The organism is Paucibacter sp. XJ19-41 (assembly GCF_028462495.1).
Taxonomy (GTDB): Bacteria; Pseudomonadota; Gammaproteobacteria; order Burkholderiales; family Burkholderiaceae_C; genus Roseateles_E.
The window spans coordinates 1-17,376 of record NZ_JAQOWX010000059.1 but is presented as its reverse complement, the minus strand read 5'-3'; the positions used below and the strand labels follow the sequence as shown (position 1 = coordinate 17,376).

General features: G+C 67.7%; 16 protein-coding genes. All 16 read right to left on the bottom strand.

Going from position 1 to position 17,376, the window contains the following annotated elements; translation table 11 throughout:
* Window positions 1–17: 17 nt before the first annotated feature.
* Window positions 18–635, bottom strand: coding sequence for an RES family NAD+ phosphorylase (locus PO768_RS16035; RefSeq protein ID WP_272646855.1), 618 nt, complete (start codon window positions 633–635; stop codon window positions 18–20).
* Complete coding sequence (locus PO768_RS16030; protein WP_272646854.1) at window positions 598–1,245, bottom strand: hypothetical protein; 648 nt, start codon at window positions 1,243–1,245, stop codon at window positions 598–600. The genes PO768_RS16035 and PO768_RS16030 overlap by 38 nt, the downstream gene beginning before the upstream one ends.
* A gap of 145 nt (window positions 1,246–1,390) precedes the next feature.
* Entirely contained in the window at window positions 1,391–2,614 is a 1,224-nt protein-coding gene (locus tag PO768_RS16025; protein WP_272646853.1) for a hypothetical protein, read from the bottom strand.
* A gap of 294 nt (window positions 2,615–2,908) precedes the next feature.
* Window positions 2,909–3,583: a biliverdin-producing heme oxygenase gene (locus PO768_RS16020; protein WP_272646852.1), complete on the bottom strand. Its 675-nt coding sequence runs from the start codon at window positions 3,581–3,583 to the stop codon at window positions 2,909–2,911.
* 50 nt (window positions 3,584–3,633) lie between these two features.
* Complete coding sequence (locus PO768_RS16015) at window positions 3,634–4,578, bottom strand: alpha/beta fold hydrolase (RefSeq protein WP_272646851.1); 945 nt, start codon at window positions 4,576–4,578, stop codon at window positions 3,634–3,636.
* A 4-nt stretch (window positions 4,579–4,582) separates the two neighbouring features.
* A complete protein-coding gene (gene puhE, locus PO768_RS16010) occupies window positions 4,583–5,350 on the bottom strand; it encodes a putative photosynthetic complex assembly protein PuhE (RefSeq protein ID WP_272646850.1) in 768 nt (255 codons plus the stop codon).
* 11 nt (window positions 5,351–5,361) lie between these two features.
* Window positions 5,362–6,444: a magnesium-protoporphyrin IX monomethyl ester (oxidative) cyclase gene (gene acsF / locus PO768_RS16005; protein WP_272646849.1), complete on the bottom strand. Its 1,083-nt coding sequence runs from the start codon at window positions 6,442–6,444 to the stop codon at window positions 5,362–5,364.
* On the bottom strand, window positions 6,428–6,898 hold the full coding sequence (puhC, locus tag PO768_RS16000) for a photosynthetic complex assembly protein PuhC (protein ID WP_272646848.1): 471 nt from the start codon (window positions 6,896–6,898) through the stop codon (window positions 6,428–6,430). Before puhC ends, acsF begins: the two co-directional genes overlap by 17 nt.
* 10 nt (window positions 6,899–6,908) lie before the next feature.
* Entirely contained in the window at window positions 6,909–7,634 is a 726-nt protein-coding gene (gene puhB / locus PO768_RS15995; RefSeq protein ID WP_272646847.1) for a photosynthetic complex putative assembly protein PuhB, read from the bottom strand.
* A 5-nt stretch (window positions 7,635–7,639) separates the two neighbouring features.
* The gene (gene puhA, locus PO768_RS15990; RefSeq protein ID WP_272646846.1) at window positions 7,640–8,404 is read right to left on the bottom strand and encodes a photosynthetic reaction center subunit H; all 765 of its coding nucleotides are present in this window, start codon (window positions 8,402–8,404) and stop codon (window positions 7,640–7,642) included.
* Between the two features lie 9 nt (window positions 8,405–8,413).
* Window positions 8,414–9,877: a BCD family MFS transporter gene (locus tag PO768_RS15985; RefSeq protein WP_272646845.1), complete on the bottom strand. Its 1,464-nt coding sequence runs from the start codon at window positions 9,875–9,877 to the stop codon at window positions 8,414–8,416.
* On the bottom strand, window positions 9,874–10,575 hold the full coding sequence (gene bchM / locus PO768_RS15980; protein ID WP_272646844.1) for a magnesium protoporphyrin IX methyltransferase: 702 nt from the start codon (window positions 10,573–10,575) through the stop codon (window positions 9,874–9,876). The genes PO768_RS15985 and bchM overlap by 4 nt, the downstream gene beginning before the upstream one ends.
* A complete protein-coding gene (gene bchL / locus PO768_RS15975; RefSeq protein WP_272646843.1) occupies window positions 10,575–11,486 on the bottom strand; it encodes a ferredoxin:protochlorophyllide reductase (ATP-dependent) iron-sulfur ATP-binding protein in 912 nt (303 codons plus the stop codon). The genes bchM and bchL overlap by 1 nt, the downstream gene beginning before the upstream one ends.
* Entirely contained in the window at window positions 11,483–15,202 is a 3,720-nt protein-coding gene (locus PO768_RS15970) for a magnesium chelatase subunit H (RefSeq protein WP_272646842.1), read from the bottom strand. The genes bchL and PO768_RS15970 overlap by 4 nt, the downstream gene beginning before the upstream one ends.
* 10 nt (window positions 15,203–15,212) lie before the next feature.
* Complete coding sequence (gene bchB / locus PO768_RS15965) at window positions 15,213–16,760, bottom strand: ferredoxin:protochlorophyllide reductase (ATP-dependent) subunit B (protein WP_272646841.1); 1,548 nt, start codon at window positions 16,758–16,760, stop codon at window positions 15,213–15,215.
* 83 nt (window positions 16,761–16,843) lie between these two features.
* Window positions 16,844–17,376 (bottom strand): nitrogenase component 1 (locus tag PO768_RS15960; protein ID WP_272646840.1); only part of this gene is annotated, 533 nt, incomplete at its 5' end.

Sequence of the window (17,376 nt, the reverse complement as noted above, 5' to 3'; positions counted from 1 at the left end):
GCGACCGGCTGTCGGATTCAGACGGCGGTGACGTTGAACCGATCGCAGAGTTCATCCAGCTGTCGCGTCTTCAGCTTCTCGGCGCGCAGCTTGCGCAGCCCACTGCGCTCGAAGATGGCGTAGGCAAAGCCCTTGTTCATCTGCCGCGACACATACCGAATCCCATCCCACCTGGGGCTAGCGCCGTGGATGGCCCGCGCCCATGCCTGGCTCGACGTGTAGTCGCCAGACGCACTGATGTCATTGTTCAGACCCAGGGCCTTGAGTGCCGCGCCGCTCAGGTCGGCCAACACCAAGGTCTTGCGCCCCTCGCAAGCAAAGCTCACGACCGATCTCTCGCTCAGCTCTGCGGCCGGCACCTCGTAGCAGCCGCCGGCGAAGCGCCCGCACTCATGGATGACGCTCTCCGCGAAGGCGACCTCGAGGGTGCTGGCGGTGTAGCAGGTGCCGAACGCGTCGGCAGCGCCTACATCCGGATCATCAAAACGGTAGACCCCGGCCGACCAGTACGGCTCGGTGGCCGGGTACCGGCTCAAGCGCAGCAGCGATGCGACGGCTATCCGGCACGGTCGAAGCAGCGCTTCGAAGGAACCGGGCTCAGGCAGCCGCAGCTGCCGCTGTACTTCCGGTGCCATGTGAGGCTCCTCGCTCGCGCGCCCAGGCTGCGGCCAGGCGTTCCACCTTGGCCACGCCGGTCCCCGCCTCCAAGGCGGCGGCGACGCTCTTTCCTGCGAGGGCACCGTGCTCGCGCAGCCAGAACATCAGCTTCTCGCTGGCGCCGAGCTCGCCGAGTGCGCGGCAGATGGCTGCCACGGTCTCGCGGTCCATGCCAAGGAATGCCTGCGGGTAGTACAGCCGGTTGCCGACCTTCACCGCAAAGACTTCACCCCGGGCCGCCGCCGGCGCCAGGGCCTGGCGGGTGAGCCCCCAGGCTTGTGCCAACTGCTCCCCCGGCACGACAAGGCCATCCTTGACCCACCGCACACGCGCCGCCTCACCGCGCGCGGTCGCGCCAGCCATGCCGCCCGCCGCTTCAGAGTGCTGCTGTTGCCGCTGCTTGTCGTCCGCCGGGGCGTGCTTGGCGAGCGCCAGCCGGGCTCGGCCCTCCTGGGTCCTCGGCAATTTCAGTCCTTGCTTGCTGATCGCCGAGCGAAGCGTGCCCAGGTCTTCGCTGAGGCGTCCCACGGTGGCCTCAAGCGCCGCGATGCGGCGCAGCAGTACGGGAGTGCTGAGGTCGGTGCTCATGGGCGGATTTTAGAGAAAATATGGACAATTGAGAAAATGAAGCAAATGAAGGCATCAGGGCATCGCTCACCAGCGATATCCATCCTCGCGATGGACATCGCCGACGCCCGCGACTGTCGCCTAAAGCTGCGTGGGCCCCAGCGAGTTAGCTAACCACTATTCCCGTCGCCCCACGAGGCCTGTTGTACTTGAGCAGCTTGTTGAGCTCGACGCCAATGCACTCGTCCAACCTACCCTGGATCTTGAATAGGCTGGACATCTCCGGATAGGTCAGGCCGCGATGCCTGGCGTGGACAATCTCGCCTCGAAGATCCAGAAGATTCTTGAACTCTTCCCCGCGCCTCTCTCGATCCGCCCGGTGACCTCCGGTCAAGAAGGCATAACGGTCGCCAAGCCGCTTCGACATCTCATTCATGTAGTCACCGGTTCCCAAGATCGCTTCGAGACCGATGCTCGCCAAGATGTATGCGACGGTGTCGTTCTCCGAGGCCTCGGATTCGAGAGCCCACTCCATAGCCGCGCCAAGAAACTCGTAGTCATCAAACGACCGCAATTTCAAGGCTTCAGAGACTGGCTCGAGCGCTCTCTTGAAGGCCTCCATCCGCTCCACATCAGTCTGCGGCGCCCGCGGATTCACTTTGCTTAAGAGGGTCGGGCCAGTTCCGTCCATCGCGATGAACTCCAGTTTGGCTTCGGCTACCGAGAGGGACGAGCAGACTCTGCGAAGCGCAGGGGGGGTGTACTCGAATCGGCCATTGGTTGCCGAAAACGACTGAAAGCTTGAGTGGTCGGGCTCCATCGAGTATTGACGCTCAGCAACGCCAAAGTGCTTGAGCAGATAAGTAATGTGGTGAGCGAAGCCGAGCGCGCGTCTAGCGGCGGTAGCAGAAGGCCCATGGTCAGCGTATCCGTTGACGCTTATCGAGATGTGGACGCGGCTCGATGCAACGCCCATAAGCGCCGCAACGATGCGATTGTTGGGAGGCTCATCCGCCACAAGATACACATCTTCAGCAAGTGCCACCTTCCCCGAGAACCACGACGGAAAGTTGGGCAGCCCTATACGGAACTCGTAGGAGCGCGGAAGCGACTCAACGTACGCCTTGATGGAAGAAAGGATCTTCGGCCGAGCTAGAGCAAGGGCCTCGTCGGTTTGGCGTCCTTCGTGGACGCTCCAGTATTCATGCCGAGCAATGCTCTCAATCATCTGATGCGCGTCGGCCCCGGAAACCACTCCGGGATGCATGCCCATGACAAGGTCGATCAGATGTTTTGATTCGGTAGTAGGTTGCAAGGATGCATACGGATCCCATGCGCCCACATAGGTCTCCAGAACCTTCAAGGATTTTCCTTTGAACTCAACGGCCACCGCGATCTCCTTGGCTTTTCTGCCGTAAGGCAGTATCGCTTGGCCGCTGGCGCCTTACGCATTTCCCAAAGCTCTAACGGTAGCCGGCGACACGGGTGGTATCGCGGGCTTGCGTCGGACGGACATGTCCATCAGCGCAGCCACCAGAACATGCAGTGCTGGTGACTTGGATTGCCGGCGTGTGGATCAGAAGCAAGCTACGGCCCGATGGGCCGCCATACGTCGCAGCGCTGCATGCCGCGGATCATGAGTAAGCCCTGTCCGCTTCCGCTGCAACTCAGCCGCCCCAGCCGCTCAACTGCACCGCCCGTCCCCTTGCACCTCCCCAAACACCTTCCCATGCAGCCTGAACCCCTCACACGCCTCTCCCACAACCGCATCTTGCTGCGCTGGCGTTAGCACCAGCCCATCCAGCCCCGCCCTGAACTCCCGCTTCAGCCGCTCAAGCAGCTGGGCATCCCCGTCCCCGAAGGCATAAAACGCCGTACCCAGCTCGCCCTGCAACCCGAAGCCCTGCTTCACGATGCGCGCCAGCATCTGCCCGCCATGCAGATCGCCGAGGTAGCGCAGATAGGCATGGGGAATCAGCAGCACGGGGTCGGTCCGGGCCAGGCGCTCAAGCCGTTCGGCGTACTCCGCCGCCGCGCCCAGTACTGGCAAATCAAGGCGCCAGTCGACGCCGGTGTGCAAGTGATCCAGATCCTGCTCCAGCGCCGCCAGCCGGCGCAGCTCCGGCCGCCAGAGCCGCTGCACATTCGGATCGTCTTGGTGCGCATCCAGCCCCGCTTCCAGCGCCGCATAAATCGGCTGCAGATTGCGCAGCAGCAGGCAATACGTCTCGCGGCTGATGCGGCCCTGCATCAGCTCGGCCATCACGCCGCTGTGCTCGGCCTGGCGGTGCAGGTCGTGGGTGGCTTCTTTCAGGCGGGCGGCGAGCCCGTTGCTTGTAATGCTGATGCTTACGCTCATGCCAAACATGATGCCTCAGCGCCGAGGGCACAAGGGTCGGGTATTGCCCGTCATTGGGCCTCTCGCAGGAAGGCCTGCAGCGCGGCCAGCCCGCGCGCCGGCTGCTCTTCCTGCGGCAGATGGCCGATGCCGGGCAGGGCGGCCAGGCGGGCGCGGGGCAAGGCGGCGAGGTAGTCGGCGGCGTTGCTGAAGGGGATCATCGCGTCCTGCTCGCCCCAGATCAGCAGGGTGGGCGCGCGGATGCGCTGCAGCTGCGGCCGGGGATCGCTGAGCACGGTCTGCTGCATGCGGGCCAGCAGCGCGGGCCTCGCGCCGGGGGCGCGCATCAGCTCGAAATAGCGATCGGTCAGGCCCGCGCTGAGCACCTGAGGGTCGGCATAGGCCGGCGCCAGGCTCATGCGCAGCAGCGGGCGGGGCAGGACATGGGTCATCAGCTTCAGGCTGGCCGGCACCTCGGGCGCTTTGCCGTAGTCGAAGCCGGGGCTGGCAAAACCGTCCGGGGCGATCAGCACCAGGCGCGCCACGCGCTCGGGATGCCGCGCCGCGAGGCCCCAGGCGATGCGCCCGCCGATCGAGTGGCCGATCAGCGTGACGGCGCCTACGCCCAGCTGATCGAGCAAGGCCAGCAGCAGCTGCTCGCTGCGGGCGTCGGTGTAGACGCCGCTGGGATCGGGCGGGCTCAGGCCGCTGCCGGGCAGGTCCACCAGGATTACGCGGTAAGTCTCGGACAGCGCGGCGGCCCAGGGCTCCCAGGTGTGCAGGCTGGCGCCGAAGCCGTGGATCAGCAACAGGGCCGGTCCGTCCTTTGGGCCGCTGTCGCGCAGATGCAGCTGCACGCCGGGCAGGGCGCGCAAGGCGACCCGATCACCGGGCTGGCGCAAGTACTTGGCGTCCAGCTCGGCCTGGGGCAGATCGGGCGTCCAGGCCCAGGCGGCGAGGCCGAACAGCGCCAGCGCGACGAGTATCAAGATGGCAGTTCTCGTCTTGGCGTGCATGGCGTCAGGCGTGCGGCGCCCGCGAACGCAGGCCCCAGTCCCACAGCTTCTCGCTGGGCAGCGGCAGCACCATGAACCAGTGCTCCAGCAGGGCCAGGCTCAAGAGCATCGCGACAAAGCTGCAGGCCGTCGCGTCGAAGACGCTCACCGAGCTGGCCACAGCGCTGTGCCAGGCGGCGGCGGCCAGCGCGGTGATCGCGATCACCGTGACGGGAAAAAGCGCATTGCCGGGGCGCTTGCGGAAATAGCTGTGCATATAGCGCAAGTGCTCGGGCAGGAACTGCTCGTTGAGATTGCGCACGCCTAAAAACACATTGAGCTTGGCCGACAAACGCATCAGCCACAACACCGCAAAGGTCCACAGCGCCAGCTGATTGGGCTGGCCCCAGCTCAGCAGCGCGATCGCCGCGCCCAGCACGATCAGTGCCAGCTCGTGATAGAGGATGGCCAGCACCGCAAAACCGACCCGGCGCCAGCCGCGCGCGCCGCTGGGGCAGGCGACGCGGCGTGGGCCGGTCACATAGCCGAGCAGGAAGCCGATCTCCTGCCAGGCCCAGACCATCAGCGCAGCGGTGAAGGCGAGGTACGCGCCGCTGACCCGCGTGTCGTCGGCCGAGGCCGCCACGCCCAGCAGCGCGACGCCCAGCAGCACGGTGGCCGCGCCGAAGGTCCATTTGTGTGTGGCGCGCGGCAGGCCGTTCAGGTACAGGATCACGCCGGTGCTGAACCACCACAGCAGCAGCGTGTAGAGCGCGGGCCAGCCGTGTTGCATGGCCAGCTCACTCACCAGCTCGGCGCTACGCGCATCTCGCGCGGCAGCTCGTGCTTGAGGGTGGGCAGCAGATACAGCCGGCCGAAGCACAGCGCGGCGCGTGCGGCGCACAAGCCTTGCTGCAGCCGGCCCACCAGCCCGCCGCGCTGCTTGGCCCGCTCGGCGGCGGCCGAGATGCTGCACAGCCTATCCATGCCGGCGCGGAAGGCCGGGTGGTCGGTGTCCAGGCTCAGCGGGAAGACCTGGCGGCTGATCTCGGTGGTGATGTCGAAGACCTGGTAGTCGTAGTCGCTCGGGTCCATGCCCAGCGCCTCGGAGAGCCAGGGCCGCGTGTGGTCGCGCACATACATGGTGGCGTAGACGGCCAGCAGGAAGAAGCGGATCCACAGCTTGTTGGCGCCGCTGAGCAGGCCGGGCTGGGCGCGCATGATCAGCGCGAAGGACTCGCCGTGGCGGAACTCGTCATTGCACCAGCGCTCGAACCAGCGAAAGATCGGGTGAAAGCGCAGCTCGGGGTGGCGCTCGAGCTGGCGGTAGATCGTGATGTAGCGGGCGTAGCCGATCTTCTCGGACAGATAGGTCGCATAGAAGATGTACTTGGGCTTGAAGTAGGTGTAGGCCTTGCTGCGCTTGAGGTTGACCAGATCGACGCCGAGGCCGAAGTCCTTCAGCGACTGGTTGATGAAGTTGGCATGGCGCGATTCGTCGCGCGTCATATAACGCATCAGCGCCTTGATGTCGGGGTTGGTGGCGTGCTTCTGGATCTCGTTGTAGAGCACGCAGCCGGAGTATTCGCTGGTCAGCGAGCTGACCAGGAACTCCTGGAAATCGCGCCGCAGCTGCGGCGACCACTGGGCCGACAGCGCGGCCACCTCGGCCGCGAACTCGGGTGTGCGCTGGAAGTGGTCGTGGTTGTTGTCGCCCTCGTACTCGGCCATCATCGCGTCCCACTCGGCGCGAATCGGGCTCACATCGAGCCGGTCCATCGCCGCGTAGTCGGTGGTGTAGAAGCGCGGCGTCAGCACCGTCTCGGCCTTGGCCAGGCGCGCGGCATCCTCGGGGCTTTGCAGTGTTTGTTCAGCGCTGTGCGACATGGCGTTCTCCAGGGGCGGCAGACATCAGCCGGGCGAACACCGCCGAGTTGCTGGGGCCGAAGGATTCGAGATCGACGCGGCGGCCGGTGCCGGGGTCGACCAGGGTCAGCCGGCCGTCGGAGCGGCCCAGCAGCTCGAACGGCGTCTCGGGCCCCAGGCCCTGGCGCTTGCGCTCGCGCACCAGGCCGCGCATGGTGCTGCGCAGAAAGCCGTTGGTGCCCGGCGCCACCGTGTCCAGCAGCGCGCCGCTGCGGGCGTCGCGCACCTCGATGCCGCCATCGTCGCGGTCCTCGAAGCGCAGCTGGCGCACGGCCAGCGTCGCCGCATCGGGCTGCTGCTGGGCGCTCAGGCCACTCAGCCGCACCAGGCCGACGCCGATCAGGCTGCTCAGCACCAGGGCCGCCATGGCTGCGAGCGGGAGCATGGGCAGCTTGGATTGCAGGTCGGGCGACATGGAGGACTCCTCAGGTGTTCTGGGCCAGCGCGCCGGCCCGAGGGTTCGAGACCAGGGTCGGCATGCCGCTGCGTGCATCGACCCGGCCGACGGCCCGCACCGGCAGCGCCGAGCGGGCCGCCTCGGCCTGCGCCAGCGCGGTGGCCAAGGTCTGCGCGACGGTCTTGGCATCGGCCAGCGCGCGCAGCATCGGCTGGGTGCGCTTGAGCTGCCAGGGCCGCACATGGGGCCACAGATGCAGATAGGCGATGCGGTCGCTGCCGGCCAAGCTCAGCACGATGTCGCCGCCACCCGCTCTGCCGCGGGCGCGGAAACCGGCCGAGGCGATCTGCGCAAACGGCAGATTGAAGGTGATGCTCAGCACCACGCCGACCCGCATCACGATGCGCCGGTTGGTGATGGTGTAGACCGTGCTGCGCGCCATCAGCCAGGCGAGGGTGCCGACCAGGCCCAGGGCCAGCACGATGGGCGCCAGCATGCCGGCCATGGCCAGCAGGGTCTGGCCCAGCGGCTCGCCGTCATACCAGCTGCCGAGGCCGCGCCAGGCCAGCAGCGCGCCGAAATAGATCAGCAGCAGGTCCAGATGCAGGGCCTGGCGGGCCATCAGCAGCGCGTCGGGGCTGCCCTGCCAGAGCTGCGTCTCGCCGGCCGGCAGGGCTTCGGGCAGGCCATGGGCCGCCTCGAACTCATGCTCATGCGCGGGCGTGAGCAGGTCCACCACGTTGTTGTGCTTCACGGCTTTCACAGCAGCGGCTCCTGACGTTGTGGCGTCGCATACAGGGTGCCGGCGCCGTAATAGGCCATGATCTTTTCTTCCTCCAGCAGCGTCACCTGCTCGGGCTGGCGGGTCTTGGGCACGTCGGCGAACTGGCTGCCGAGGATGGACTTGACGCGGATGCGGCGCTGCTCGACGCGGGCGAAGTTCATCGGCAGCAGCACCCGCGCGCCACCGGCCACCTCCAGCTCCAGATAGCGGAACAGCATTTCCGAACGGTCCACCCAGAGATCGACCACCCGGCCACCCTCGACCCCGTCATCCCCCAGCACCGGCAGGCCGCGCGGATCGACGTCCTGCCGCGCGACGCCGAAGCCCTCCGCCACGCGCAGCGGCACGATCTTGGTCAGGCCCTCGTAGGTCACATCGGCCACATCGGCCCGGTCGTTCCAGCTGCCCGGCCCGACGCCGGCCAGCAGCAGCGCGCTGCCGCTCTGCTCGGGCTGCAAGGGCGCGCCGCGGTAAGCGCCCTGATGCACCGGCGGCTGGTTGGCGGCCTTGCCGTTCGGCGCGCTGACCGACTCGCCATTGGCCAGGCGGTAGGTCTTGGGGTCGGGTACCGAGGGCCAGCCCTGCACGGTTATGTGGGCCGAACGGTCGGACTCCAGCGGGTAGCCCTCGCGCTTGTTTTCGCGGTGCAGGTAGTAAATCAGGCCCGCGAAAAAGATCCAGAACGCGTAGAGCGCGAGTTGGGCGACGTCGACATACGCAGTGATGGCACCGGATTGCATGGTGAACTCCTAGCCTGGAAATTCAGCCAGGCCGAAGCGCTGGCGGGATGGTTGAGGCGCGCCGGCCGGGCGCACCAGGGGACCGATGGCGATCAGCGTGCCGAACAGCAGCGCGATCTCCAGGTGATAGACGATGCTGTAGGCCACCTGCGGCTCGGACATCGCCGTACCCAGCCAGCCGGTGGCGGCCAGGGTCTCGAAGCCGTCGCGCAGCGCGCCGCCCAGGGCCACCGCGATGCCGCCGGCCGTGGCCTGCATCGCGCCCCAGGCGCCCAGCGCCAGGCCGGCCAGGCCGTCGCGCTCCAGGCTCATCGCAACAAAAAGCGTGCTGACGGCGAACAGGCCGCCGCCCAGGCCGATCAGAAAGTTGCCGGCGCGAAACAGCAGGCTCGAGTCGAGCGGCGCCGCGAAAATCACCGCCGAGAAGGCGCAGATGCCGATCAGCAGGCCGATGGCCGCGAGCCGGTGCGCGTCGAAGCCGCGCCGCAGCAGGCGTGCGGCGATCGCAAAGGCCAGCACCGAGCCCAGGGCCAGACCGGCGGTCAGCAGGCTGGTGGCGGAGACCGAGAGCTTCAGGATCGCGCCGCCATAGGGCTCCAGCACGATGTCCTGCATATTGAAGGCGGCCGTGCCCAGGGCCACCGCGACCAGGAAGCGGCGCGTCTTCGGCTGGCCGGCAAAGCGCCGCCAGACCTCGCGAAACGGCGGCTGCGGGGCCGAGGCCTCGCTGCGGCGCGGCACGCTGCCGCGCGCCTCCTGCTTCCACAGCGCGATGGTGTTGAACAGCATGGTCAGCATCGCCGCGCCCTGCACGACGCCGGCGAGCCGGGTGGCCGTGAAGTCCTGCAGCACCAGGCTGAACAGCACGCTGGACAGCACCATGCCGGCCAGGAGCATCACATACATCAGCGCGACGACCCGCGGCCGGGCCTCGGGCGCAGCCTGGTCGGTGGCCAGGGCCAGGCCGGCGGTCTGCGTGGTCTGCATGCCGGCGCCCACCATCAGGAATGCCAGGCAGGCGGCGATATGGCCGATCACCGCGCCGCCGGGTTGCGTGTCGGCGCCGGGCTGCAAGAGGATCAGCGCGAAGGGCATGATGGCCAGGCCGCCGAACTGCAAGAGCGAGCCAAACCACAGATAGGGCACGCGCCGCCAGCCCAGCGCGGACAGATGGATGTCGGAGCGATAGCCGACCAGCGCGCGAAACGGCGCCACCAGCAGCGGCAGCGCCACCATCAGCGCCACCAGCCAGGCGGACACGCCCAGCTCGACGATCATCACCCGGTTCAAGGTGCCGACCATCAGCGCATAAGCCATGCCCACCGAGACCTGGAACAGCGCCAGGCGCAGCAGCCGGCTCAGCGGCAGCTCCTGGCTGGCCACGTCCGCAAAAGGCAGGAAGTCCAGGCTCAGCCGCGCCCACTTGAGCGCCAGGCGCTCATTGAGTTGCCGCGCGGCCTGGGTCGCTTTCATGGCCGCCTCAGCTCCATCGCCTGCGAGGTGTAGAAGCCGCTGGCGATGCGTTCGCTGCGCCCCAGATCCCAGGCCAGCAGCTGGGGATGGGCTTCGAGCCGGCGCCGCAGCGTGCGCTCGGCCACCGGCACGATGGCCGGCGAGCGATCAGCGCGCGGGAACAGCTTGCCGGCCGCCTTGAACAGCTCCAGCGCCGGGCTGCTGGGCGCGAAAGTGAACAGCAGCGAGCAGCGGCAGCGCTGGGCTAGGCCGGCGAGTACCTCGACGGCATCGTCCGCCTCGTAATGGATCAGCGAGTCCATGCCGACCACATGATCGAAATCGCCAAGCTGCGGATCCAGCATGTCGCCGGACCGGAAGTCGATCCGGCCGCCGCTGCTGAACACCGGCTGGCGTTCGCGCGCCAGGTCCACCAGCGTGGGCGAGAGGTCGATGGCCAGCACCTGGGCGCCGCGCAGCGCTGCCTCGACCGCCAGCGCCCCGGTGCCGCAGCCGGCATCGAGCAGGCGCAGGCCACGCATATCGGCCGGAAGCCAGGACAAGAGGGTGCGGCGCATGCGCTCGCGCCCGGCCCGCACGGTGGCGCGCACCCGGCCCACCGGCGCGTCCGAGGTCAGCCGCGCCCAGGCCTCGACTGCGGTGCGGTCGAAATAGGTTTCGATTTCGCTGCGGCGAGCGGTGTAGGTGTCGGCTTGCATCAATCAAACCCCAGCAGATCAAAGATGTCGCGGTCCTTCATCGGGACGGCGCTCAGCGGCTCGCTGCCCAGCCACAGCGCGGCGGCCAGGCGCATGTATTCCTTCTGCACCAGCTCCAGCTCGGGCGAGGGCTCCATCTCGAACAGCGTCGACTTCTTCAGCCGGCTGCGGCGTATCACGTCCAGGTCCGGGAAGTGGGCCGCGAGCTTCAGGCCGATCTTGTCGTTGTACTTGTCGATCTGATCGGTGGCGGCGCTGCGGTTGGCGATCACACCGCCCAGGCGCACCTTGTAGTTCTTGGCCTTGGCGCCGATAGCCTGGACGATGCGGTTCATCGCGAAGATGGAATCGAAGTCGTTGGCGGTCACGATCAGCGCCCGGTCGGCATGCTGCAGCGGCGCGGCGAAACCGCCGCAGACGACATCGCCGAGCACATCGAAGATCACCACATCGGTGTCTTCCAGCAGATGGTGTTCCTTCAGCAGCTTGACGGTCTGGCCCACCACATAGCCGCCGCAGCCGGTGCCGGCCGGCGGGCCGCCGGCTTCCACGCACATCACGCCGTTGTAGCCGGGGAAGACGAAGTCCTCGACGCGCAGCTCCTCGGCATGGAAGTCCACCGTCTCCAGCACGTCGATGACGGTGGGCAGCATCTTCTTGGTGAGGGTGAAGGTGGAGTCGTGCTTGGGGTCGCAGCCGATCTGCAGCACCCGCTTGCCCAGCTTGGAGAAGGCGGCCGAGAGATTGCTGGAGGTGGTGCTCTTGCCGATGCCGCCCTTGCCGTAGATCGCGAAGACCTTGGCCGTGCCGATGTCGACTCTTGGGTCGAGCTCGACCTGCACGCTGCCTTCGCCGTCGGGACGGCCGCCGCGTCGGATGCTGGAGATCGGGACTTCGGTGACGGTGTTCATGCGGCTGCCTTTTCAACGATCACGCCTTCGAGGCGGTCTTCCAGTTCATCGCCGGCCTGGCGCAGGGCCTGGAGCGTGTCGGCATCGGGCTGCCAGTAGTCGCGCTCATAGGCTTCAAGCAATCGGTTGGCCACCCGCGCCGAGGCGGTGGGGTTCAGCTGGGCCAGGCGCTCGCGCATGGCGGGGTCCAGCATGAAGGTGGCGCTGAGCTGTTCGTAGACCCAGGGCTGGACCTGGCCGGTGGTGGCCGACCAGCCCATGGTGTTGGTCACATGGACCTCAATCTGGCGCACGCCCTCGTAGCCGTGCTTGAGCATGCCCTCGTACCACTTGGGGTTCAGCATGCGGGTGCGGGTTTCCAGCGCCACCTGCTCGGACAGGGTGCGCACGGTGCCGCCGCCGAAGCTGTCACGGGTCTGGTCGCCGATGTAGACGGGTGCCATCTGGGCCGACTCACTGTCCTTGCGCACCTTGGCCCGCTTGATCGCGCGGCTGACGCCGCCCAGCGTGTCGAAATAGGTGTCCACCGTGGTGATGCCCAGCTCCACCGAATCGAGGTTCTGGTAGGCCAGCTGCACATCGGCCAGCACGCTTTGCAGCAGCGCGGCCTGCTGCACCGGCCGGCCTTTGACCCCGTAGGCAAAGCCCTTGCGGCGGCTGTAGGTCTCGGCCAGCTCGTCGCCGTCTTCCCAGCGGCTGTTGTCGATCAGGCTGTTGATGTTCGATCCGTAGGCGCCCTCGGCATTGCCGAAGACGCGCAGCGAGGCGGTTTCCAGATCGCCGCCGTGCTGAGCCTGGAAGGCCAGCGCATGCTTGCGGATGAAGTTCTGCTCGGGCGGCTCCTCGGCCTCGGCCGCCAGGAAGGCGGCTTCGGCCAGCAGCTTGATCTGCAGCGGCAGCAGGTCGCGGAAGATGCCCGAGAGCGTGATCACCACATCGATGCGCGGCCGGCCCAGCTCGGCCAGCGCGATCAGCTCGGCACCGGCCAGGCGGCCATAGCTGTCGAAGCGGGGCTTGGCCCCCATCAGGGCCAGCGCCTGGGCAATCGGGCCGCCCTCGCTCTTCAGGTTGTCGGTGCCCCACAGCACCATGGCAATGGACTCGGGCAGCGGGTGGCCGGCCCCCATATGCTTGTCGAGCAGGCGCTGGGCCTGGGCGAAGCCGTCCTTGACCGCGTAGGCGCTGGGGATGCGGAAGGGGTCGAAGCCGTGCAGATTGCGCCCGGTCGGCAGGATGGCTGGGGTGCGCAGCAGGTCGCCGCCGGGGGCAGGGCGCAGGAAGCGGCCATCGAGCGCGCGCAGGATGCCGGCGAGCTCATGGTCCTCGGCCATCAGCCGGTCGATGGCGCCCAGCTCCTGCAAGAGCGGCGTGGCGTCCTTGGGCAGGCCCCGCGCGACCAGCGACTCGATCAGCACACGCTCGGGTTTCAAACCCTGCGAGGCCTCGGCGCAGGACAGCAGCAGATCGATTCGCTCGGCCGGGCTGGGCGCCTGGCCCACCACATGCAGGCCGTAGGGAATCAGCGTGTATTCCAACTCCAGCAGCTTGTCGCTGAGCTGGGCCATGCTGGGGGCGTGTAGCTTCAGCGCGGTGGCCTGGTCTTCGATCATCAGCGCCAGCGCATCCCGCTCTCCTTGAGCCTCGGGCTCCAGGCTGCGGTAGCGCTCCAGCGCCTCCTTCAGCTCCACCAGGCCCTTGTAGAGCCCGGCCTCGGCGACCGGCGGGGTCAGGTAGCTGATCAAGGTGGCGGCAGCGCGGCGCTTGGCGATCGTGCCTTCGGAGGGATTGTTGGAGGCGTACAGATACAGATTCGGCAGATCACCGATCAGCCGGTCCGGCCAGCAGCGCGACGACATGCCGGCCTGCTTGCCGGGCATGAACTCCAGCGCGCCGTGGGTGCCGAAATGCAGCACCGCATGGGCGGCGAAATCCTCGCGCAGCCAGCGGTAGAAGGCCGAGAAGGCGTGCGTCGGCGCAAAACCCTGCTCGAACAGCAGGCGCATCGGGTCGCCCTCGTAGCCGAAGGCCGGCTGGATGCCGACGAAGACATTGCCGAAGCGCTCGCCCAGCACAAAGATATGGCTGCCGTCGCTTTGCTGCTTGCCGGGCGACGGCCCCCATTGCGCCTCGATCTCGCTCAGATACTTCTCGCGCCGCAGATGCTCGTTGGCCGGGATGCGGTGATGCACATTCGCCATCGCGCCGTAGCGCGCCGCGTTGCCGCTGATGATGCGCTCGCGCAGTTCGTCAACGGAGGCCGGCAACTCCACCGTGTAGCCGGCCCGGGCCAGCGCCGCCATGGTGTTGTAGAGCGACTCGAACACCGACAGGAAGGCGGCGGTGCCGGTGGCGCCGGCATTGGGCGGGAAGTTGAAGACCACGGCCGCGACCCGGCGCCCGGCGCGCTCGCTGCGGCGCAGGTCCACCAGCTTGCCGACGCGGGCGGCCAGCGCATCGGCGCGCTCGATGCAGCTGTGCATATCGTGGGAGTCCACCTCGTTCTTGAAGGTGCAGGCATGGCTGCAGCCGGTGCAGGCGATGTGCGAGGCATTGGCACGGCCGCCAAACACCATCGAGCCGGTCGCGCCGTCCAACTCGGGGATGGCCACCATCATCGTTGCCTCGACCGGCAGCAGGCCGCGCGGCGAACCGCCCCACTGATCGAGTGTCTGGAACTCCACCGGCGTGACAGCGATATAGGGCACGTCAAGTCGGGCGAGGATGTCTTCGGCCGCCTTGGAGTCGTTGTAGGCCGGGCCGCCGACGAGGGAGAAGCCGGTCAGCGAGACCAGGGCGTCGATGGCGGTGTGGCCGTCTTGATGGAAATAGGCATCGATGGCGGGGCGCGCGTCGAGGCCGGTGGCAAACGCGGGAATGACGCGCAGGCCGCGGGCTTCCAAGGCGGTGATCACACCGTTGTAGTGATCGGCGTTGCCGGCCAGCAGATACGAGCGCATCAGCAGCAGACCGACCGTGCCGCGCTGGCCGGTGGTGGCGACCTTGGGCAGGGCGTCGACGCTGACAGCCATGCGGCCCGCGCCAGAGCTGGCCTCCATCCTGGGGTGGTAGACGCCGACCTCGGGGTACTCGACCGGCTCATGCGTTTTGCTCAGGCCGCGCATCGCCTGGCGCGGACCTTCGGCATAGCGATCCACCAGGAAGTGCACCATGTTCGAGATGTTCTCCTGCGAGCCGGCGAGCCAGTACTGCAGCGTCAGGAAATACGCGCGCACGTCCTGGGCCGTGCCGGGGATGAAGCGCAGGATCTTGGGCAGCATGCGCAGCGTCTTCATCTGCTGCGCGCCCGCTGTTCCCTTGTTGCCATCGTCCTTGCCCGGCGGCTTGCCGCGCAGCCGCTTCAGAAAGGCCATCGCGCCGGTGGCGGGCGCGGCCATGTCGAAGCGGCCCATGCGGGTCAGCTTGGTGACCTCGGCGGCCGACATCATGCAGACCATCGCATCGCAGCGCTCGCGCCGCGCCTGCAACTCGGCCAGGATGGGCATGAAATGGTCTTCGAGGAAGAGCATCGACGCGATGACGATGTCGCCCCGCGCGATGTCCGCCTTGCAGCGGTCCAGTGCGGTCGGGTTGTCGCCCCACTCGGCGGCGGCATGGACGCTCAGACGCAGGCCGGGCAGGGCCTTGGACAAGCTGGTGTTGGCGCGCTCGGTGGCGCTGGCCAGATGGCTGTCCATGGTCACGATGACCACGTTCATGCTGCTCGCCTTATCGGCTGAAGTGCGCTTTGGCGTCATAGAGGGTCTCTACGGTGATCACCGGCACGCTCTTGCTCAGCGCATAGGCCTCGGTGTTGCGGCGGGCCTTGCCGCGCACGAAGAAGGGGATCTTGCGCAGCTCCTTCTCGGCGTCCGGTGCCCAGGCGGCGGGTGGGGCCGGCACATCGATCAGGGCGGCGGGCGGTGCGGCGGCGGCGGCCGGCCCACCCAGATGCGAGGGCGCGGCGTCCTCGTGGAACTCGAAGTCGCCGCGGAACATGCCGATCAGGTGTTCCTCCAGGCCCATCATCAGCGGATGAACCCAGGTATCGAAGAGCACATTCGCGCCCTCGAAACCCATCTGCGGCGAGTAGCGGGCCGGGAAGTCCTGCACATGGACCGGGGCCGAGATCACCGCGCAGGGCAGGCCCAGGCGCTTGGCGATATGGCGCTCCATCTGCGTGCCCAGCACCAGCTCCGGGCCGGCCGCGCTGATGGCGGCCTCGACCTCCAGATAGTCGTCGCTGATCAGCGCCTCGATGCCGTACAGCGCGGCCGCTTCGCGCACATCGCGGGCGAACTCGCGGCTGTAGGTCCCCAGGCCGACGACCTTGAAGCCCAGCTCGGTGGCGGCGACGCGGGCCGCAGCGATTGCATGGCTGGCGTCGCCGAAGACGAAGACGCGCTTGGCGGTCAGGTAGTTGGCGTCGACCGAGCGGGCATACCAGGGCGCATGCGAGTGGGCCTCGCTGGCCGCGAGGTCCGCTGCATGATCGGGATCGAGCCCGGCCAGCGCCGCGACCTCGCGGATGAATTCGCGGGTCGCGCCGGCGCCTATCGGGATGGTCTTGGTGGCGGGCTGGCCCAGATGGCGCGCCATCCAGCCGGCGGCCTGGTGGGCCACTTCGGGGTAGAGCACGACGTTGAAGTCTGCATCGGCCAGGCGTGCCAGGTCTTGCGGGCTGGCGCCCAGCGGTGCGACCACGTTGATGGCCACGCCGATCTGCGCCAGCAACTGGCGGATCTCGCGCACATCGTCGCGGTGGCGAAAGCCCAGGGCGGTGGGGCCGAGGATGTTGCAACGCGGCTTGTCGCCCTTGGCGCGGGGCTCCGAAGACTTGACCGCCAGATGGCGCACCAGTTGATAGAAAGTCTCGGCGGCGCCCCAGTTTTCCTTCTTCTGGTAGGCCGGCAGCTCCAGCGGGATCACCGGCACCGGCAGGTTCAGCGCCTGCGTGAGGCCGCCGGGGTCGTCCTGGATCAGCTCGGCGGTGCAGGAGGCACCGACCAGCAGGGCCTGGGGCTTGAAGCGCGCGTAGGCATCGCGGGCGGCGTCCTTGAAGAGCTGGGCCGTGTCGCTGCCCAGATCGCGGGCCTGGAAGGTGGTGTAGGTGACCGGCGGGCGCTCGGTCCGCCGCTCTATCATCGTGAACAGCAGGTCGGCATAGGTATCGCCCTGGGGCGCATGCAGCACGTAGTGGACCTCGCGCATCGCGGTGGCGATGCGCATCGCGCCGACGTGCGGCGGGCCTTCGTAGGTCCAGAGGGGGAGTTGCATGTCAGTGGCGCCCGGCCGCCCGAAGGCACTGACGCACCCCCTCGGGGGGCAGCGAGCGAAGTGAGCGTGGGGGCTTGTTCATGTCAGGCTGCCAGTAGTTGCCGACGTGTGAGAGGTCGGGTGAACAGCCCCGCCAGATCGCCGGCCTGCTCGAAACCCTGGATCGGCGTGAACACCAGCTCGATCGACCATTTGGTCGTGAAGCCTTCCGACTCCAAGGGGTTGGCCAGGCCCAGGCCGCAGACGACGATGTCGGGGCGCAGCGCGCGGCAGCGGTCCAGCTGCTTCTCGACATCCTGGCCCTCGGACAAGGCCGTGCCAGCCGGCAGCCAGGCCAGCTCCTCGGCCAGATGTTGACGGTGCAGATAGGGCGTGCCGACCTCCGTCAGCTGCATGCCCAGCTCGCGCGCCAGGAAACGCGCCAGCGGCACTTCCAGCTGCGAGTCGGGGAAGAAGAAGACGTGCTTGCCGACCAGCACGGCACGGTGCGCGGCCAGCGCCAACTCGGCACGCTGGCGGGCCGGGGCGATGGCTTGTTCGACGCGCTCGGCGCTCAGACCCATGGCCGCGCCGGCCGCCTGCATCCAGGCGGCGCTGCCCTCGGCGCCGAGCGGGA